We start from the raw sequence: 21527 nt of genomic DNA, 5'->3' as shown, positions 1-21527 counted from the left end.
GTATTATTATTTAAAGAATATTTAAAAAGAATGCGTGTTTGGTATGAAAGTCTTAACATGATTGAAAAATGGTTTCTTATGTATAGATTGGATGAGGCTCATAATATTGTCTATTTTGTTGATTCACATTTGTTGGATTCTGTTATTTCTTTAGAAGAATTTACGAAAACATTTAATGTAGGTATGTTTTACCTAGATAATAAAGGATTAGATATACCAATTCTATATGGATATATTTGTTGGCAATTGTTTAAAGAATATCCTCAGTTTAATGAATATAAGGCTCTACCTGATCCTTATGAAACTGTTATTAAGATTTTACAGAGAGGCAATAATATAAGAAGAGGAGAAATGAAATCAATTGAAATAAATGGTCAGGTCATTTTTAAAGATTTGGATTTTACTAAAAATTATCTACCTTCATTTGATGATAAGTTTCTTAACTATATTGATAATACCTGTGAAAGATCGGCAGATAAGGGAGTTCCAAATTCAGAAAAAATACAAGAAATGTGGAAAGAATTTAGAGCACTCAAGTAAGGGCTGTATTAAGTTTAAAATTTCTAAATTTTAGAACTTAACTATCTTATCCAAAATATTCTAACACCATGTGAAATTAAGTAATCATTACTTAATAAGGCTTTTTTTGTCTAAACGGAAGCTTTTCATTCACCTAAAACACAAAATAATTTACATGTCAAATCAAACATCGGTAATACACAGTTATTACCCGGGATTATCTTCTATTGTTACAACAAAATAGATTTCAAAGATCTATTCAATCGAAGGTCATACGCTGGATAGCAGATCTCATGAAGATTACTCTGAACTAGATTAAAACTATAAACCGTCTATGAAGGTTTAAAACAGTTTGTATATAAATAAATCTGATTTATATTTATTTAATTCTTTTGAGCAGGGAATTAGATTACCTTATTCCCTGCCTTTTATTTCATAATAAATTTTAAAGATTTTTAAATAAAAAATAACACGTCAAGTTTTGGCGTTGTGCCCGGATATCTTTGTTTCAGAATAATAGACGAGTTAATGCGTAAGGATTTTAACTCATTGTCTGACGAATTTTAAAATATTCAATGGCAGATTGATGCTGTTAAACCAAAAACTGACAACCTATGAAATAACCAATTATTCCACCAGGGGTATATAGTGAAAATGGATTTACATGATAAAATAAAGCTTTTAACATACACATCATTAAAAGTTTTATACGGATCACTAAAATGGGAATTGACATTTATATGCTCTCAATATTTTAAAAAGATGATAGGAATAAAATATCCTGCTTCCACAGCAAAAATGGCAAACGGTCATTTCTTTCAAAGAATTGAAAAGAGCCTTTTATCCTGGAGAGCGTATTTATTTAACGCTATCATGTTGTTTTAAATAAACCTCAAACACAAAAAATTTACATGCCAAATCAAACACCGGTAACACACAGGTATTACCCGAGGTTATCCTCTGTGGTTACACCTGACCAGATCCCAGACATATTGGGATTCATAAAAGACGGAGTCATTGGGCTCCTCGACAAGATCTATTACAAAGATTTACAGTACAGCAAAGGCCCGAAAGGAGATTCAGCTTTTTACAGCTTGTCCCTTGTATCGAAGAGATTGGATATCGAACTTCCGGGAACCGGAATTTCCTTAGTCCTTAATCCTGACCTGGCAGGAAATGATTCTAACATTTCGGCCTTTCCGATCACCATCGAATACCAATGGAAAATCCTGGCATATCTGCGCCAGTTCAGCTTAGGGAATTTTTCCTTTGAGCCCCAGCAAATCTTTGAAGTCGCACTCAGAGTGCTGAACATTACGGAGGAACAGGCGATTGCCCATATCGTTAATACTTTCGTAGAACCGCAAAATCAAAACATCACACCGTTAATGCAGTTTGTGCACGATCTGAATTTAGATCAGAGCTTGGGACTGACAATTCCTGATAATGCAACAACGATAACCGATGTGGTAAAGGATATTTACCAGAAATCAAATAAGAAATATGCTTCCTTGGTAGCGTTTGCCACTTACTTATTAACATCGGATATTCAGGAAACCGGGAAAAAAGTGAAAGAATTTTTCCGTTCGCTGATCCCGCAGGATATTGATGAGTTCATCAAGGAAGTCATCATTCCGAAATTCAAGGCGACGCTGATGCTTTCGGCGGCCATTGAGTTCCCGAGGAATATTTTAACACCGGCGTATCCCCGAAACCATCCGAATGCTTTGGATCCTATTCCGGAAAATACACAGGGATTCCTGGATAAAGTCATGCTGAAATTCGGTGAGGCCGTATTTTATGCGGATACCGAAAGAGGCTTCGGATACAATATGGATCTTGCCCTCAGTACCAGTTCGCCTGCCCTGATCGGAAATACAGGTTTTGCCATCGATATTCACAACATGAAGATCGATTTGAGCAAAAAGGAAAATATTGCAGAAGCCGACGCCGACGGACGTCCTAAAGAATTCATGGGCGTCTACATGGAATATACCGAAATCTTCCTGCCTAAAAAATGGTTTAAAAAACAGCAGACCGGGCAGACCCTCGGGATTTCTGCCAACCATTTGCTGATCGGTACCGGCGGATTGTCCGGAAATATTGCCATCCGTCCTACCTACAGTACGGCAGCAAACAGTGCAGGAGATACTGAAGTCGTCGATTATTTCGGTAATTTCTTCGATCTGGATTATACCAATCTGAAGGTAAAACCCATGAATGGAACTGCCGTACAGACTATTGCCAATAAAGCAAACTTATTGACATACATCAACGGACTGGAATCACCTGCCCAACTGAAATTTGCTTACCCTTTAGAACTGACAACAAAAGATGGCCAGCACAGGACCTTTAAAAAGGAGGATGAATATTATAAATTTATAGGCAGCCTGAATATTGAAGAACTTGCTGAAGAAAGTAAAAAAACGTTATGGTTTAATCTTGGTAAAGATGCCGATAAATCATGGGAATTGGGATTCAGTAATTTTGAAATTGATTTCCATCAGGGCAAGGTTGTCCACTCTTCATTGAGAGCTGCTTTGAGAATTAAAAAATTCAAGAATGAAGAAGAGCCTAACAAAGAATTACTGATTAAAGTAGTAGGAGAATGGGAGAGCAAAGAAAACTTTAAGCTTGCCGCTGCATTCCTGCCTTCAGGACTTACCATGAACCTGTTCGATATTCTGAAATTCAGACTTCAGAGTATTGAAATCGGGAAGAAGGATGATAACTTTTATATCGAGGCTGATACACAGATCTTTTTCCCTCACGGTTCATTTGGGGAAAAATTATTCGGGGAGCAGGGAATCGATCTTCCGTCCATCCGCTATTACGCCAGCGGAAAATTTGAGCTTGGCGGTGGAAATTCGATTGTTCCGGTTAATCTGAACCTGAATATTGGGCCGGTTACCATGAGCGTTTCCGCCATCCACATCGGAACCGTGCAGAAAATGTTCAATGGAGTAATGCGTAACTACAACTATATCGGATTTGATGGAGGGATCAATGTGAATCCTTTGGGAATCGATGTAAGAGGAAACGGGGTAAAATACTATTATACCAATGACAACGATGAACATGGAGGAAGCAAAGACCATTATTTCCACATCTCCACGCTGGAGATCGACCTGGTGATTCCGGGAACGGCCAGTGCGGAAGCTGCCGTAGCGATCATCAAGGGATCATTAACGATTCCTGAGCCGGGAGTTTCTACGGAATACCGCGGAAAAGTAGCCCTTCAGCTGCCGCAGATGAAAATTTACGGTTCTGCTGAAATGGCATTCGACCCTAAATATCCGGGATTCTTTATTGATGCCAACGTGGAGTTTCCGTTTGTGATTCCGCTCGGTTCTTTCGGAATCTTCGGATTCAGGGGACTGCTCGGCTACCGTTATGTGGCCCATAAGAGCGCCATCGGAATGAGCGATAACGACAGCTGGTACGATTATTATGTGCATCCGGAGCGGGGAATCCATATGGATAAATTTATCGGTCCGCAGCATACCAAAGATATGGGCTTCCCGTTCTCCATCGGGGCAGGAGCTTCCCTGGCCACACTGGACGGACGTCTGGCCTCACTACGTGCTATGGTATTGTTGTCCGTTCCTAGTATGTTTGCCATTGATGCCGGTTTAACCATCATCAGTGAGCGTCTAGGACTGGCAGAAGACGATCCGCGCCTGCCGCCGTTCTATGCATTCGTCATTGTAAGCAGCGATTCCCTGGAAATCGGTGCCGGCGGAAACTTCCAGCTGAATAAGAACAACGGTTCCTTCATCGACATCAAAGCCGAGGTTCAGATGGGCTTCTTCTTTAAAAACCAGAAGCCGTGGTACATTAATTTCGGGACGAAAGAAAAACCGATTACGGCAGCCTTATTAAAAGACTCGCTGAATATCAAGGCACAGGCGTATCTCATGATTGCCGCCAAAGGGATCGAAGCCGGCGCAAGGGTGGATTTCAACCTCAACCTGCTGATCCTGAAAGTATGGGCTGCTATTGAAGTGGGAACCAAGATCAGTTTCGAACGTCCTCAGGTCGGCGGTTATATTTATGTGGAAGGAGGCGCGGAAATTAATCTCTTCATCGTTAAAGTTTCCTTATTTATTTCCATTTACTTCAGGGTAGAATTGGTGAAACCGTTCCTTATTCTCGCTGAATTTAAGCTGGAACTGAAAATCAGATTATTTATTGTTAAAATCAAGTTCAATATTCATTTAACCATCAAATGGGAGAAAAACAATGAGGTGGATACGACTGCTGTAGCACCGATTACGTATGTTTCTGATGACCCGGCTATTGATTATCCAAAAGTTGCCAGACTGGAAAGTGCTGCGAAAGGAGTAAACATGCTTACCAATGAAGATTTTAAAATCAAAACCTTTATTGATCAGATTCCTACGCCTGATACCGTAAGGACCAGTGCAGAAGTGGAATATATTCCGCTGGATACCTACATCGATTTCAAAGTGGAAAAAGGGATGATTCCGACAGTATTGGCTGACAAAAAAATCGGAGGCCATACCAGCGGAGCCAGCGGATATACCGACCTGATACCGCCTGAAAAAGTACAGCCGGGAGGCCATGTCATCCGTCAGGTAAAACACCAGTACTCTTTGGAAGACGTACGTATCCTGATTGCTAAAGGAAATAATTGGGTAGAATATAACCCTTATCGGGGCGTATTGTCTGAACAACAGGCTAATGGCATTACAGGAATCGATAACTTTAAGGTCGGATTCTGGCAGAAAACCAATGAAAAATATGATACCGTCAGGATCCTGGCATCCACGCCATTTACCTTCCTGGACGGAGGACAGCCGGGATGGTTTGTTCCGGAACAATACGGAATCACCGCTTCTTCATTGTTCTGTACGGATCATACACCGGTATGGCACCATTCGAATGTACTGGATAAAGCCGTAGGAACAATTTATCATCAGCCGACGATGTACCCGAATGAGTTCATCAACGGGGCTTACTACAACATTCTCGGGACCGCAACCGACGATGATTATATGATGGTTTCCAATGCTTCCAATCCTCATAACTCTGCAAAATCCCTGAAGATTACCAATGGGAGCGCCATGGTGATTATCCTGCCTGAAGCTTCAGCCAAGATTAAAATGAAGCTTTCCACATTGGCAAGCAATGTAACGATCAGGCTGTATAAGGAAATATTCTCGAATGCCATTTATCAGAATTATGATATGATCACTGAAATCACCAAAACAAAAGACGAGCTGATGACTGAGCTTGTACTTGAAGAGGCAGACCTGCTTAATAAATATGTGAGTAAGATTGAAATTATCCCTTATCATGCCAACCAGGCACAGATTGATGCGATCAATGCACAGATCGATCAGATCTGGGCCAATGCTGCTGCCAATACAAACGGGGAAGTTAGTTCCGTAATTCTCTCCCAGGCAGACCAGGATCTTTATGATAAACTCATTGCCCAGCTGGATAAACTAAAAGAGGGAGGATGTACGACGGCCCAGTGTAACGAACTTGATTTTGAGGTGCTGGAAACCGTTGATAATTATCAGGGATTATTTGGTTTAGGAATTGTGGATTTTAATGCTTCACGGATTGTAAATACCTGGGCGGATTTTGAAAGCGTGTATATGCAGACCATGTACGGCAATCCTGCTCCGTATGTGGATTTCAATACCCACTCTGTGATCTTCCTTTATCTTCCAGACAACCCGTTTAGTTCATTTATCGAAAGAAACAGTGTGATTTCCAGGATTTCCGACAAAGCGGACGGGATCGATATCTGCTATTCTTCCGAGTATCCGAAAGAGAAGACGAATAAAGCAGTGATCATTAAAGTAAACAAGGTGGCTCAGAAGCCAATCGGTCTTAAGTTTACTCCGGTCTGCGGATGCGATGAAAAAACGGAGCCTTGCCAGAAAGATGAGGTGTTATGTAATTTTCTCAGCCAGATCAGCAATAGTCTTTACAGCTGCATTAATCCGGCAGTATCTTTTAGAGAAAACAGCAAATGCTTCCAGATCTTGATAGATGCAATTTATGCTTTTGATAAAGAGCATCCTTATTATAACCTGATTAACGGGATGGGATTAATTCGTGATATGGTAGATGAGTTACAGAAATATATCATGATGGAAGATTCTAATCTTCAGGATGCCTTAAATATGGTTAAAGAAATCTTTGACACCATCTATAAAATTGGTAACTGTGGCTGTAGCAATATAGGAGATTACGTAACCAACTGTTATACGATGCTTCAGGAAGTTTCCTGGATGACGGTTACCGATTATGAATACCAGCAGACCATTCCGGCACAGGCAGCCGTTCAGCAGGATATGCAGCTGATGCAGGATGCCATGTCCAAAGTAGTGCAGCCGATCTGGAGACCGAACAGCGCTTATTGTATCCATGTGAAAACAAGGGATAATGTAAACGGAGATACTCCACATGATTTCAATTATTATTTCACCTTCAAAACGGCTGGGCCTATCGGACATTTCGAACAGAAAAACCCGGATTATATCGATTGGGTACGGGACGAGAAAGGAGTACCTGTAAGCCCTCCGAAGAAGAAAAAGAAAGAAGAATATCCAATTACTTCCCTTAAGGCATATATCGATATGAAAAAGTCCTATCCGAATGCAGACGGGGATTTGCTGATGTCGAAGCCATTATTCTACGGTCACGAGGAATGTGAAATCCATTTGTTTTTCAACAAGCCTTATGTGTATAACATGCTGAAGAAATGGGAACAAGGCCAGGGGCTTGGTTTTATAAAAGGAGAAATGAATATCATGATCAAAGATCCGGTGACGAATGTGATTATTCCGTATCCTCTGCCGGAACACTGGACGCATGCGACCGTCCCTGAGACCATCACCTCATGGGTGTCGGATACTGATCCGAATATGCCATTGGGAATCCAGCAGATGATGAACTATATCAATTATGCCAATACGCCTAACAATAATCTGACCTGCGTCATTAAACCCGGTCAAGCAATAAAGCCGAAATCTAACAGCTATTCTGTAGTGCTGGACAACCTGAATCCGGAAAAACTTTATACCGCCATCATATCCAATGCGTTTGATGCGAATGAAGACAGTGGTTTTGCATCATGGCCGATATCACCAAAAGAAACGTATAATGAAAATCCTTCGGTACATGAATTTGTGTTTAAAACATCCAGATACAAGAACTTTAAGGAGCAAGTGGAAAGTTATAAGCTTAAAGAATATGATGACCATCAGGTGGTTGTAGCGGAAAGAAATGCAGTTTACGGGATCCGTACGGATTTTAATCAGCAAAAGCTGAATGATCTGTATGCACTGGTATCCGGAGGTCCTGAAAATGATCATCTGAAAAGTCTGGCCAATACCTATTCCGAAGTTTTTGACCGGGCATTGGAAGGCGTAGTGGGTCTCAAACCATTGGATCCGCCTAACAATACGGAATTTGTGAAAATAATGGATCATGCGACGGAAAATGTTGTGGCGTTACTGATCAGGAATCCGGAACCTTTCAATGATCCGAAGATTCCACTGACCCATATGGCCGACTGCTTCCAGGTACTCAGCCAGAGCGGAAACGTAAACAATGAATTTAAAGTACTTTATTCAAAAGACTATTCACAAATCCTGGTGATGCATCAGAGCAAAAAAATCATCAATTCAAAACTAAACTGCAGGTTCAGGTACAAAGCCTGGAACGGAACGGTGTACGTAGAAAAATCTGCCGTTACAGTAAACGAAATTCAACTATAAAATTAAAATTAAAAATGAGTTTTTTCAAATATCATAATTATACAGACGTTTCCGATGCAAGAGTTAATTTTACTCTTTACCAGAATGGAAATATATTTAACGTAGGCGGCGGTGACTTTAGTTCCGGACTAATTACAGTGCTCAATGAAAACGGTGGTCTGGTCTGGAATAAAATATACGGTTTCAAAGACCGGCAGATTACTTTCATCAAGATTATGCCGCACAAAAGCGATTACATGGTTCTCGGATTTGAAAATTCGGTAATTCCTTTTCTGATGCTCATCACAGCCGGCGGAGAAGTAAAATGGTACAAAAGTTTCCCTGACGCATCAGTCAGGGGGCGTTTGTACGCCGCAAAATATGATGACCGTGCATTTATCGTTTACTATGATTCCAGGCTGTCCAAATCTTTTGTGATGGCTGTGAATGAAGCGGGTACCGTATTGGTAAAAAAGGAAATTGCTCCCAAAGTAGCGGGCACTTTTGAAGTATCAGGGGCTGTTGTGTACGGAAGAATATTGGCGATCTGCGGAAATCATAACCAACGAGGTCAGACGGTAGGTACTACGATTTCTATGGATATTAACTTGAATATCACCGATTCGAAATATGTTTATTCGCCCGACGGAAGCACTGCCATATCGCTGGACGGCATTTATTACGCCAACAATAAACTGTTTGTCTCCGGAGCATGGAACGGAAAGCCTGCGCTGATGCTTCCTAATGAGAGCTATGGATATTCTTACCAGGAAAACACCAACAAGAATCCAAAATATGTTTTCGGATCACAATATTTTTTGATCTCCAACAGCAATAATGAAATCGTAAAATCTGATTACAACTTTGTACATCAGGCAATAAAAAAGATGGATGTTTCCACGCTTTCCATCGATCAGATTATTAATGACCAGGCTGTGCTTCACGGAGCAGTAAGTGAAAGACAATTCTCAGGATTTTTCGGAACCCAGTTCGATAACTGTAAAACTTCTAATCTTGAGGTCTGGAGGCCAAGCGTCTTTGAACAGATGATACTATCGGCCAGTTTCAGTGCTGTTAATACAACTTATAAAGAGTTTGCGGCAAAATCCCTCTATACTGATTCGGTATACATCAATGAGGATGTCTGCGAAACAGGCGGATCGGCTATTACTTTTGATGACTTTGCCGGTCTTCAGACTCCCGGCTTTTATCTGCAGGCAGCAGGTTCGACGGGAGCCGACAGTACAAAAGGGGTTCATTTGAGATGGAGTTTCGGAGGAAAGCTGGGAGAAAACCATTTGCCTAAAGGAAATGCAGCTTCTACTTCCTATAATTTCAATAAACCGGAAGATTTCGTTAAAGTATATAGAACGCCCTATGTAAAATCCGTCTTTTCATTAGATTTTTCGGTCGCTCCGCAGCTGGTTGATGACAATCAGAAAATGTGGGTGTATAAGTTCAACAACAATACAAGGCTGATCTACGTTTATTTTAAAAATAAAAATGTCTATACCCAGGTGAGGCAGGCGGTTAATCCACTTACCAATCCTTTGCAGTTTGTTGAAAAATACGGAAATGAACTGATTGAAGTGCAGTGTAAGACCGATCTTTTCTTTGCGGCTTCTTTAAAGGTAAATAATGTGCAGTCTTATTCAGTCCTGCAGCTGGAAGCATTGTCGGTAGCTGATAATACTTCTGTGACACAGCAGAACCTTACGTACAGAAAACAGTTATACAGCAATGAAGTAACCACTAATTATTTCAATGCGGAAAACGGTAAGACCTTACGTTTTAAAGCCAACAGCTGCCTTGTATCGATGATTGATTTTGAATTTTATTCGGATTTTATCATCAGCCGCAATCAGGCGCAGGCTTGGAAGTTACTGGGTAAATTTGCTTTAACCACAGATAATTCCGAAGCATTTACAAGGTTGGATCCTCTTCCGGATTCCAATCCGGTACACGGAGCTTGGCTGCGCTATAACGACGGAGCTTTTGTAAATACCAAAAATTATAAAGACAAATGGGAACATACTTCCCAAGGGCCTTTAGACAGAGATATAAAAACTGTAGTGGACAAATACATCAGTCTGAGTAATACACAGCCAAATCCTAAAGCTAACGAGACACTTAATCTGAATTTCGGTGCCGCACAGAATGATCCGTCAGTTACCATCACGACAGATCCTGTACAGGATGGTCAAACGGAAGTATCGAATTTAGATATTCTGAATATTGCATCACTGGATTATCACGTGGCCAGAATGCTGGGATTAGGCCATTTGGATCTCAATAATGTGGTGATGAACGGGGAATTTATCTATATTGCAGAATATCACACCAACAGAGATCTGGATATCAATTCGTCCGATAAAACCTATCAGTTACTATCCATGTCACTGCCGGTATCCACGCAGATTGAAAGATTATCCCTTCCGGTAGATCTCCTGAAAATTTCCAAAGGGATGGATGGGAACAACCCGAATTCGGCAGGTCTTTATAACAGTGAAGGATATTCCCATGACGGAAAATACAGGTATGTCAGTCTTTATAACATCCAGGTTCCGGATTTTCAGGTGAATCCTGTATTTTTTGATTCCAGCTACCCTTTTGACGCCTCTTCATTTACCAATCCGGTGTATGCCGGTCTTGAGCACAGGCTGGTAAAACCTGGCGAAGCGGATACGTATATTTGGGTTAAACCGGAGCTTTGTCATGATACCCAGTATGCTAACACGGATAATTCTTCGGAAACCTTACCGATCCAGATTCCTTCTACCTATGCGCCGCTGTATATGCACAGACAGGATAAAAGCGGGACGTATTTCTATAAAGGATATGGGATCAACTGGTTCTCAAGAGCGCAGTACGGGGAAAAAGAACTGTCTATTGATACAAATATCAAACCGGCGAACAGGCTTTTGCCGCCTTCCGGAACCAATGTATTTAATATTCAGAAAGAAGTTCCTCTCACCTTTACCACTCAGAATGAGCAGTTGCGTTTAAATGCGATCCCGGATAATGAGGATAAGACTTTGGTTAGGCTTACCTATGATTACCATATTTACCAGGATATGATCGGTTATTCCATTCCGTTTGATTCCGGGATTTCAAGTACGATATATCAGCAGGATCCTGAAAGCTTATTTCCGGACAACAAAGAAGTATTTGCGGATGAGGTGGAAATTTTTTACAGGAATTATACACCAAAAATTATTTCGGCTAAGGCTTATGATGTAGTTCCCCATGCCAACCAGCTGATGGCGATCATCAAAACCAAAGACTACTTAGTTCCAGGTTCAGGAGCCGCAAATGCTGGGGTGACGCAGCCTTCTATTCAGGTTCAGACGTATAAATCCGAAATTCCTGCCGGAACAACGGCAAGCGATTATATCGGAGGGATTTTCCTGATGGATGGTGACAGCTATATCATCAATGGCATAGACCAGACTTCAACAGGTCTTCATTTCACGGTCTTTAAAAAAGCAGCCAGTGCAGCGATTATTGCGGGAACAACTCCGCTTATTGATCAGGCCACCTTAACACTTCCGGTCATTAATCCGTCTACCGAAGGTCTTTTCAGTGTAACGGAAAACATGCAGAATACCTCAACGTGGGGCGTGAAAAATCCGAATTCATTAAAGGTGAAAATCGGAACCAACGACTGGACGGTTCACCGGGAAGTTATCGAAACCCCTTCATCTAACGGAGAAATCCAGCGTTACCTTGAAAAAAGCAGGGGGTTCTGGAAACAGGCGACCATAGAGAAGTATTTCGAAGATCTTCATGTTTATCAGAATAGTCTGGGGACCGTGATCGATTATCCGAATACTCCGAAAGTACACAAAGGGGTCTACAAAATTACATTCCCAGGATTCAAAATGGCTCAGCATTCACAGTATAATGCAGATTCACATTCGGTAGAATGGCAGAATGGTATTGTGAGGATTTTTACGAATGAAGATTACAACAGTGGCAATCCTATCGAATCCAGATCTGTTTTTAAAGTGGTAAGAACGGAAAATATCGGAATCAATAATGATCTGGTCTTATATATTTATGATAATAATTTCATTATTGAAGAGGATAACAATCATCAGCCTAAGTTTCATGTGCTGGGAGGCCAGACACTTCCTGCCAAGCCTACGGATCCTGTTGTCGGCACATCGCTTCCGCTGAATTATTATCCATCTTACAAAGTGTATCTGTATAAAAATGTAGCGAATAACCTTACACAGGATGCCATCTTGCCGGGCGATAATGAAGATGTAAGATATTCTGTTTTTGGTTTGCGAAGTGTCGATAACGATACCTTGGATATGCAGGGCGCAAAATATAAATCGAAATTCGGAGTTCCTGCCGTCATGTTTGCGAACAAAATTATTGAGCCGAAACAGCCGAAGCAGCCAACGGGATCGAAATATGCCACCAGACCGGATAAATTCGGAAAATCGACCTATAGTTTTATTACCGAATACGCTCACAAGCCTTATTCCGTACAGTTTTTCAGGGCGAATAATGCTATACTGATGGCAGCACTTTATGAACCGAAGACCATTGAAAAAATCAGAAGTAAGCTCAATGACCTTGGTGGGATGGATGAAGTATTTTTTAACAACCGATGGATTAATTTCATGGATTTTGATATGTTAACCAATCCGGGAAGTACGGTTTATACAGAATTCCCTGATGTCGGAACTGTAAGATATACCATGCCGATTCCGGACAGTAAAAACTTCTGGGAGTCCGTGAATGCTTTTATTACAGAACATAACGATTATTTTAAATTAAACTCTTCACAGAAGTCTGAATTGCTGGATAAAACCAAATGGGAAACTGGATTTTATAAAATCAATCATCCTGTTATTAAAGCAGTCCCGAATAAATCTGACGAATTAAGATTAGGACATTTTATTAAAGAAAGAATCTTTAACTGTTTCCTGCCGTTAACAGAAGTTCCGATGATCTATCAGCATATTAAAAATATGAGTTTTTCGGATCCTGCAGGCCATCGCCCGAAGAATAAAAAACAGAATATCCGGGATGCTTCAGGATACTTGTTGCCGGTTACCCATGCCGATTTCGATATGGCTCCGATGGCAGCGGTATACAGTTCCGTTCCAAAACATTCCACTCTGTTTACCGACTTTACGCTGGACGGTGCTTCAGACAACTTCTATTTTTACGGTGCCCGAGAGTTTGGAAACCAGATGCAGATGGGTGAATTCAGTCCCTTTTTAGGGCCGATCAAGCTGGTGAATACCAACCCGGCAGAACCGCCGAAGATTGCCAGTCTTTTACCGGTGGTTGATAATGCAACCTTGGGAATTACCGCGAAAGTAAAAGTGGAAGTCAATCCTTATCCGGAAGTACAGAAGATCACCAAAGTATCGCTTTACCGCGCCACCAATAAGCTGGATGCAGATTCAATTTTGAGTATGCAGCATATTAAAACGGTGGATGTAGCCGATTTGGAAACTGATGCGGCATCCGATAACTGGGTCGTGTATGATGAGTTTGAGGACTTAACGGACAAACCGTATGGAGATCTTCTTTTCTACCGTGTTGTTGTAACCCGAAAAGTGGAATATTCTACAACCGATTATAACGTATCTCCTCCTGCTTCAAAAGTAGTGGTGGAAGAAGCGCCTTCTATGCCATCCAAAGTAGTGGTAAGTACTTTGGTGGAAAATTATAATCCGCCGACCCCTGAAATGAAATACCATTCTGAACCGGTGCCTGTAGATTCGGACACGATCAATTGGGTGATTTTATCCTGGGAACAGGTGTGTTACAAAGGAAAGTACAGCTTGTATAAAATGAGCAACCAAGGTAACTGGAAAGAGATTGCCAGAATCTATACGGATGCGAAAGATACCTCTGAAGCCCACTTGTATTTATCGGAAACAAATGCGGCTACCGGTGCAGAATCTTGGATGCTTCAGGAAACCTTTGATCTTACGGGGAATGAATTTTATCTGCCTTTGGAACAATTAGATATGGATCCGATGCCGATAAAAGATGCCGCCGGCAATGTGCTGTATCATCACTTTAAACTAGTAGCTCAGAATACATCGAATATGTACAGCACACAGGAGAAAATTTTAACCATTTATAAAAAAGAAACCTGGTCGGATATCGGCGGTATTTCTTCGGACGGAACCGACGGAATGATTATGCAGGGAACTTTTATCATCAGACCAAACATTTAAAAATAGTAATCATGTCAAAGAAAACAATACCACAGTTAAAAGAATATTTTAAAGCCGCAAAAAGACCTACGGAAGGCCAATTTGAAGATTTACTGGACAGTTATGTTCATTTTAGTAAAAATTTAAATAGCGATTTCACGGATTTAAATTTCACATTCCTCAACAATGAAAGTAACAAGGCCATCGATGTATTATTTGGAAACAGTTTCGTCAATGGATTTATTACAGTAGAAATTGCAGGATCCTATGCGCATCAGAGTAGTGTAGGGATGATTAAAAAACAGTTTCAGTTAGGAGCCAATCCGGATAATGGAATATGGTACGGCACGACTTCAAGAATCGTAGAGGCCGAAGGAAGTATTCTCGATAATATTTACATTGGAAATTTCGAATGGGATCCTGTGATGAATCAGTATAAAATTACGATATATCATACCGCATCTTCAGGAAATCCGTATAATGTGAAAATATCCCAGCAGAGCGTAGGGGAACTTGCAATTGGCAAGGTAGCATTGTCAGGAATTTATACCCGACCTCTCAGTGGGCAAAACAGGCATTTTATCAATTTTAACCAGAATGTCGGAATTGGAACAATGAATCCAAAATCAAGATTGCAGGTTCTCAGCTCTCCATCAACGCCGGATCAGTACGGGACTTTTTCTCTTGGAGATGAAAGCATGCCAAACCTAAGAATGGGATATAACAATCAATATACCTGGATTCAGAGCCATGCCGGTTCTCCTTTGCAGATAAATCCGGTCGGGAATAATACGGTAGTAAACAGAGATGGGGGAAATGTCGGGATTGGTATGAATACTCCGCAATCAAAGTTGGATGTTAATGGATTTATAACCGCCACAATGACAGATCCCAGTATAAATTCAACAAACAGAGTAGGCTTTAGCATCAGTGAGTTGGGAAGCAATGTTTTTGAAATGTCTTACCCAAGAAACGGATTTGGTACTGCAGAGATCAAAACAATCGGAACCAGACATTTAAGTATTGGAACAGATAATACAAAAAGGATCCATATTGATGGTTCAACAGGCAATGTTGGTATCGGAACCCAAAATCCGGACCAGAAGCTGACTGTGAAAGGGAAAATACATGCTGAAGATATTATAATCAATGCGAACGTTCCTGCAGATTATGTTTTTGAGAAATATTATGACAACTATTCTTCAGCCAGACCCGACTATTCCATGATGAATCTGAACGAGCTTGAATTATTTATCAGTGAAAATAAGCATCTGCCGGAAATCCCTTCCGGTAGTGACATGGCTCAGGACGGAGTAAATGTAGGAGACTTTCAAATGAAACTGCTTCAGAAAATTGAAGAACTTACCTTATATACCATTGCTCAGCACAAAGAGTTAGAACAATTAAAATCACAAATAAATAAGACCAATGCCTAAAAAAACAATACCGGAATTAAAAGCATATTTCAAAGCAACAAAGAGACCTGTTGAGAGCCAGTTTGCAGATCTTTTGGACAGCTATGCCCATCTGAATGGTCCGGAACTTAAAAGGATTACCAATAATATCAACACCGAAAGCGGATATCTCAGACTCAGGGGAATGGATAACTCCATTGTGGCGCAGATTTCCCTGCAGGATATTAAAACCAATATGGAAATTCCGAACAGCCTGGTACAGACCGTGAACGGGCAGACCGGAAATGTGGTCCTGAATCTGGAAGGTTCTGAAGATCGGGGAAGCACAAGAGAAGGAATCCTGAAATATTTTACTACAGGATCCAGTACGACGAATATTTTCCATATCAGATTACCGTATAGGATCGATACCCATCATGCCATGTACCATTTGAGGGCTACAGGCTATAATTACCAACAAGGGGATATTATCGATATTACCTGGGTAGGCTATTGTTATAAACCTTCAGGGAATATTATCAATAAAAAATCTCATGTAGCCGTTTCTACTGCTATTACAGCCGGCCAGTATGTGGGTTCGGATCAGTATATTTACGTTTGGTTTAAATTACCGGATACTTACTATTCAACATTCAAAATCGATTCGATGTATGTCGGAAACGGAGGAATATTAAGAGAAGGGGATCTGAAGCTTACCGTGAGCAGCGCAGCGCAGCTTTAATATTTACAAAATAATTTGATAAAGGTGCAGAAAATTATTCTGCACCTTTTTTTGCTTTACACATAAATGAACACAAAAAAACCACCCCTTAAAAAGGATGGTTTTTCGTAGACTCACAGGGATTCGAACCCCAGATGACTGAACCAAAATCAGTAGTGTTACCGCTACACCATGAGTCTCTGTTTGTTTTAGTGGTGCAAATTTACAGCTTTTTTAATTACATGCAAGTACTTTTTAAACTTTTTTTTAAATTTACAGTACTTTTAGACATGGTACTTATGCAGATCGATTTTAATAATCTCAATATGAATCAATTATCTTTCAACTCGGAATTTGAAGCGAAAATCGGAAATTTTCTCGATGAATGGTTCTCGGATTCAAAAACTGTAAAAGTACAGACCTCAGGTTCCACAGGAACGCCGAAGGTTTTTGAGATCGAAAAAAGTAAAATGGTGAACTCTGCAGAAATGACGTGTAATTTCCTGGGATTGAAAGAAGGAAATACGGCCCTGATCTGCCTTCCCGTCGAATACATTTCCGGGAAAATGATGGTGGTGCGGTCGGTTATAAGAAAATTAAAACTGATTGTTGCTGATCCTTCCGTAAAACCGGTTGAGCATCTGAACAATGAAATTGATTTCTGTGCCATGACACCGTTGCAGGTAGAAAATTCCCTGGATCAATTACATCTTATTAAAAATCTGATCATTGGAGGGGCAGCCGTTTCGGAAAGCCTTAAAAATAAAATCCTTCAGGTCCTGGCCGAATCAGATACACAAACCACAATATTTGAAACCTACGGAATGTCCGAAACCCTTTCCCACATTGCCTTAAAGCAGATTGCTCCACAGGGGGAGGAATATTTCAAAGCTTTTGAAAATGTGGACATTTCTAAAGATGAAAGAGGCTGTTTAAAAATATTTGCGCCCAACGTCAATTCGGAAATATTGCAGACGAATGATTTAGTTGATATTAAAAACGGCAACCGGTTCAGGTTCCTGGGAAGGGTGGATAACGTCATTAATTCCGGAGGAGCAAAAATCTTTCCGGAGCAACTGGAAGCTCTGGTAAAGAAAGAAATAGCCAATGAAGCGCTTTTCCTAGGCATCGATGATGAAAGTTTGGGGCAGAAATTGATATTGGTTATTGAAGGAAACCCTTCGGAAGAGCTAAATCATAAATTATCCAATATTGGATATCAGGAAAAATTCCATAGGCCCAAAGAGATTATCTTCATGGAAAAAATTCCCAGAACACCCAACGGAAAAGTGAATAGGATCGAACTGAAAGAAGCTTTACCTCATAAAAATTAAAATTTCAATGAAAGATTTCACCAGGGAACTCAGTTTTAAAACCTCCCGCAGCAGTGGGGCAGGAGGACAGAATGTAAATAAAGTCGAAACTTCAGTAACGGTTTTGTGGAATGTCTTGGAATCCGGATTTTTCAATGACTATCAGAAGGATTTAATTCTAAGCAAATTAAAAAACAGGATCAATGCTGATGGCTTGCTGTTCTTAACTGTTTCTGAAAGCAGGACGCAGCTCGCCAATAAGAACAAGGCCGTTGAAAAAATCCTTGACTTTGTAAACCATGTTTTAATAATTCCGAAGAAGCGGTTGGCCACAAAACCCTCCAGAAACCAGAAGCAGAAAAGACTGGACACCAAAAAGAAACTGTCTGAGAAAAAAGAAAACCGGAAGTTTAAGTATTAAAAGGTACCCTTAAACAATGATACTATTTGAGATGTAGAACTTTGTTGTGATATTGATGCTAAAAACTTCCAGCATCCAGCTTCCTTCCTCCAGCCTTTTTCAGCTCACATCATCTTAACTGTTAAATTCTAGTTTCTTTTACCAGGAATTCCAGAATTACCATTATTTTTGCGGCAAATTTTTAGAACTAATGATCAAAAAACTTATCGCACTGGGTCTATTTTCCATTTCAATGGCTTCTTTTGCCCAAAAATTTTCTATCACTCCGTCTGTAGGATATGCCTGGAGGCTTGCCAAAACATCACCGGACCTTTCCAGAGACCAGAAAGACTATTTAAAAGGATTAAAAAGCGGGGTAAACTTCGACGTTGCCTTACGTTACGAAGTGAAAACCGGACTTTTAATCGGGCTTAAATATTCCAATTACAGTGCCTCAACAAGCGGAAGATTCAGCGTAGCGGATAATATGGGGAATGTGGTTTCTGCCAACATCAGCACTAAAGACAATATTAATTTTTACGGTCCGGAACTTACCTTAACCAATGATGCTCAGGAAACGAAACATAAACTTTTTATGTCCGTGGCTTTAGGTGCTATGACTTATACCTCTAAAACAGAAAACGTAAAAGGCAAAGGAACAACCTTCGGTGCCGAGCTAGATTTTGCCTATCAGTACCAGATCAGTAAAAATATTTTAATCGGGCCTAAAGTAGGGCTTTCGGGGGGAACGTTAAGCAAAATAAGCTATAACGGCCAGACGGTGGAGCTGGGTGATGACCAAAAAGAAGGACTGACAAGACTTTCTTTAAGCGCAGCCGCTACATTCCGTTTTTAAGTTTTATCTTTGCACAAATTTAAAAAAATGAGCAAACCGATAACTGAATTCATAGAAAAGTATTACCTGCACTTCAATGCAGCAGCTTTGGTGGATGCTTCCAAAGGATATGTGGCCCACCTGAAGGATGGCGGAAAAATGATGATCACGCTGGCAGGAGCCATGTCTACTGCGGAGCTTGGGAAAATCCTTGCCGAGATGATCCGTCAGGATAAAGTGGATTTCATTTCATGTACAGGAGCGAATCTTGAAGAAGACCTGATGAACCTTGTGGCACACTCTCATTACGAAAGAGTTCCTCATTACAGGGATCTTACGGCTCAGGATGAGTGGGACCTTCTGGAGAGAGGGCTGAACCGGGTTACCGATACCTGTATTCCTGAAGAAGAAGCATTCAGAAGATTACAGAAGCATATCGTTGAAATCTGGAAAGATGCTGAAGCGAAAGGGGAAAGATATTTTCCGCACGAATTCATGTACAAAATGATCCTTTCAGGCGTTCTGGAGCAGTATTATGAAATTCCGAGGGAAAATTCATGGATGATCGCAGCAGCAGAGAAAAACCTTCCGATTGTTGTACCGGGATGGGAAGATTCTACCATGGGTAACATCTTCGCCTCTTACTGTATCAAAGGAGAGCTTAAAGCGACTACCATGAAGTCTGGTATCGAATATATGACCTATCTTGCCGACTGGTACACGAAAAACTCTGCCGGAAAAGGCGTAGGTTTCTTCCAGATCGGAGGAGGGATTGCCGGGGATTTCCCGATCTGTGTAGTTCCGATGCTGTATCAGGATATGGAAATGCATGACATTCCGTTCTGGTCGTATTTCTGCCAGATTTCAGATTCTACCACCTCTTACGGATCTTACTCCGGAGCGGTTCCGAATGAAAAAATTACATGGGGTAAGCTGGATATCACGACACCGAAATTTATCGTTGAAAGTGATGCCACCATCTGTGCACCATTGATGTTCTCTTATATTCTGGAGAATTAATAAAAGAATATTTCAATTTTACATAAAAGGCTTATCCGTAAGCCTTTTATTTTTTTAGCTATTGGATACAACCGGAAAAAATAAATTTGATGCATTAACGGGGATGCGTGCCGTTGCGGCGATTATGGTATTCGTTTACCATAACCGGAAATACTGGCGCAGGGACCTGCCGTTTGAGATCATGCGCTTCATCAGCGAGTGGCACATCGGGGTAACGGTCTTCTTTGTGCTGAGCGGTTTTTTACTGGCTTACCGGTACGAAGATTCGCCTTTGCAATCCGGAAGATCATACCTGAAATACCTGTTGCTCCGCATTGCAAGGATTTTTCCGCTGTACTGGATCCTACTGACCGCCTTTTTTCTGGATGTAAAATATTCCAAAGATGTGGATACTTATTTTCTTCAGTATTCCCTTTTGTATTCATTGTTTGAGAAATATTCGGTTTCGGGAATCGTCCAGGCATGGTCGCTGACCGTAGAATTATGCTTTTACCTGCTGGCTCCGCTTTTATTTCTTTTACTTAAAAAAAACTGGGCGTACGGCCTCCTGTTCTTGTCCGGACTTTTCCTGCTGGGGTGGGGAACAGCATATGGATTGCATGAATACGACGGAAATCCCAAAGGATTTTTATATCCTCTGAAATTCATGACCGGCAGTACATTTTTCGGTAGAAGCACCGAATTCTTTTTTGGAATGGTACTGGCTTATCTGATGAAAAAGAGAAACGGCATGGATTTCTTAAAGAAGTTAAAAAAGCCGACGCTTTACGGTGGAATGGCTATAACGGTTTTAACGGTTTCTATTGCCTGTTTCGCCCGTAATAATTTTGTACATGGCGTAGACCGGTGGGAGGGAAGACTGATTCATGAATTTCTTTTACCGGTAGCGATTGCCGTTTTCTTCTGGGGATTGATGACCGAGAAAACGTGGGTTTCTAAAATACTTTCTTCCAGAAAGGCAGTTCTTCTGGGAAATGCTTCATTTGTCTTTTATCTCATCCATCTCAGCTATTTCAATATGAAGCTGAAATCATACATTTACCTGCCGGACCGCAATTTTGTACTCTTGTGGATCTGCTCGATCATCATCTATCTTCTGATTGAAAAGCCATTGTATAATGGGTGCCGGACGCTGATTTCAAAAATTAAATAATATTTTACTCTAATGAATTAATCAGGACAAAATAGCGGTACGCCAAAATGCCTTTCTGAAATTTTGTCAGGCTGTTCGGATCTTTATCACTTAATTTCGGAAGCATGGCTTTATTAATCTTATTCAAAAAGCGGAAGAATGACTTTTTCATGATGAAAATTTTAATTAACCCTAAATGATATCCAAAAAGTATGCGGTTTTTTAAAATGTTTATAATCAGTAATTAAAGCCTTCTCTTATTT

The 21527-nt window shown here is 40.7% G+C and carries 11 protein-coding genes and 1 tRNA gene; 10 read left to right on the top strand and 2 right to left on the bottom strand.

Annotated features, from left to right (window positions below):
- The 5 genes from FY557_RS20215 to FY557_RS19225 form a co-directional block, all read left to right on the top strand.
- Positions 1-540, top strand: a 540-nt coding sequence (locus tag FY557_RS20215; protein WP_185151777.1) for a hypothetical protein, incomplete at its 5' end; no start/stop codon positions are given.
- A gap of 890 nt (positions 541-1430) precedes the next feature.
- Entirely contained in the window at positions 1431-8279 is a 6849-nt protein-coding gene (locus tag FY557_RS19240; RefSeq protein WP_149248851.1) for a hypothetical protein, read from the top strand.
- A gap of 14 nt (positions 8280-8293) precedes the next feature.
- Positions 8294-14470: a hypothetical protein gene (locus tag FY557_RS19235; protein WP_149248850.1), complete on the top strand. Its 6177-nt coding sequence runs from the start codon at positions 8294-8296 to the stop codon at positions 14468-14470.
- Between the two features lie 11 nt (positions 14471-14481).
- The gene (locus FY557_RS19230) at positions 14482-15885 is read left to right on the top strand and encodes a hypothetical protein (RefSeq protein WP_149248849.1); all 1404 of its coding nucleotides are present in this window, start codon (positions 14482-14484) and stop codon (positions 15883-15885) included.
- Complete coding sequence (locus tag FY557_RS19225) at positions 15878-16585, top strand: hypothetical protein (RefSeq protein ID WP_149248848.1); 708 nt, start codon at positions 15878-15880, stop codon at positions 16583-16585. Before FY557_RS19230 ends, FY557_RS19225 begins: the two co-directional genes overlap by 8 nt.
- Before the next feature lie 108 nt (positions 16586-16693).
- Here the strand turns inward: FY557_RS19225 and FY557_RS19220 are convergent.
- Positions 16694-16764, bottom strand: a tRNA-Gln gene (locus tag FY557_RS19220).
- A gap of 99 nt (positions 16765-16863) precedes the next feature.
- On the opposite strand from FY557_RS19220, the gene FY557_RS19215 reads away from it, so the two are divergent.
- The 5 genes from FY557_RS19215 (at position 16864) to FY557_RS19195 (ending at position 21285) form a co-directional block, all read left to right on the top strand.
- Positions 16864-17898, top strand: a complete 1035-nt coding sequence (locus FY557_RS19215; protein ID WP_149248847.1) for an AMP-binding protein — start codon at positions 16864-16866, stop codon at positions 17896-17898.
- 7 nt (positions 17899-17905) lie between these two features.
- On the top strand, positions 17906-18298 hold the full coding sequence (gene arfB / locus FY557_RS19210; RefSeq protein ID WP_149248846.1) for an alternative ribosome rescue aminoacyl-tRNA hydrolase ArfB: 393 nt from the start codon (positions 17906-17908) through the stop codon (positions 18296-18298).
- Positions 18299-18488: 190 nt separating this feature from the next.
- Positions 18489-19133, top strand: coding sequence for a hypothetical protein (locus FY557_RS19205; protein WP_149248845.1), 645 nt, complete (start codon positions 18489-18491; stop codon positions 19131-19133).
- Positions 19134-19160: 27 nt separating this feature from the next.
- On the top strand, positions 19161-20132 hold the full coding sequence (locus FY557_RS19200) for a deoxyhypusine synthase family protein (protein ID WP_149248844.1): 972 nt from the start codon (positions 19161-19163) through the stop codon (positions 20130-20132).
- Between the two features lie 61 nt (positions 20133-20193).
- Positions 20194-21285 (top strand): acyltransferase family protein, encoded by a 1092-nt coding sequence (locus FY557_RS19195; protein ID WP_228451846.1) that lies wholly within the window; start codon positions 20194-20196, stop codon positions 21283-21285.
- Positions 21286-21289: 4 nt separating this feature from the next.
- Here the strand turns inward: FY557_RS19195 and FY557_RS20210 are convergent, their stop codons facing one another.
- Positions 21290-21436, bottom strand: coding sequence for a hypothetical protein (locus tag FY557_RS20210; protein WP_185151776.1), 147 nt, complete (start codon positions 21434-21436; stop codon positions 21290-21292).
- Positions 21437-21527 lie beyond the last annotated feature (91 nt).

This window comes from Chryseobacterium sp. SN22, from assembly GCF_008329705.1.
In the GTDB taxonomy this organism is placed as follows: domain Bacteria; phylum Bacteroidota; class Bacteroidia; order Flavobacteriales; family Weeksellaceae; genus Chryseobacterium.
This window is presented reverse-complemented; position numbering and strand designations above follow the sequence as displayed.

Coding starts and splice junctions, on each gene's coding strand:
- FY557_RS19240 (WP_149248851.1), top strand. CDS start 1,431: ATGCCAAATCAAACACCGGTAACACACAGGTATTACCCGAGGTTATCC.
- FY557_RS19235 (WP_149248850.1), top strand. CDS start 8,294: ATGAGTTTTTTCAAATATCATAATTATACAGACGTTTCCGATGCAAGA.
- FY557_RS19230 (WP_149248849.1), top strand. CDS start 14,482: ATGTCAAAGAAAACAATACCACAGTTAAAAGAATATTTTAAAGCCGCA.
- FY557_RS19225 (WP_149248848.1), top strand. CDS start 15,878: ATGCCTAAAAAAACAATACCGGAATTAAAAGCATATTTCAAAGCAACA.
- FY557_RS19215 (WP_149248847.1), top strand. CDS start 16,864: ATGCAGATCGATTTTAATAATCTCAATATGAATCAATTATCTTTCAAC.
- arfB (WP_149248846.1), top strand. CDS start 17,906: ATGAAAGATTTCACCAGGGAACTCAGTTTTAAAACCTCCCGCAGCAGT.
- FY557_RS19205 (WP_149248845.1), top strand. CDS start 18,489: ATGATCAAAAAACTTATCGCACTGGGTCTATTTTCCATTTCAATGGCT.
- FY557_RS19200 (WP_149248844.1), top strand. CDS start 19,161: ATGAGCAAACCGATAACTGAATTCATAGAAAAGTATTACCTGCACTTC.
- FY557_RS20210 (WP_185151776.1), bottom strand. CDS start 21,436: ATGAAAAAGTCATTCTTCCGCTTTTTGAATAAGATTAATAAAGCCATG.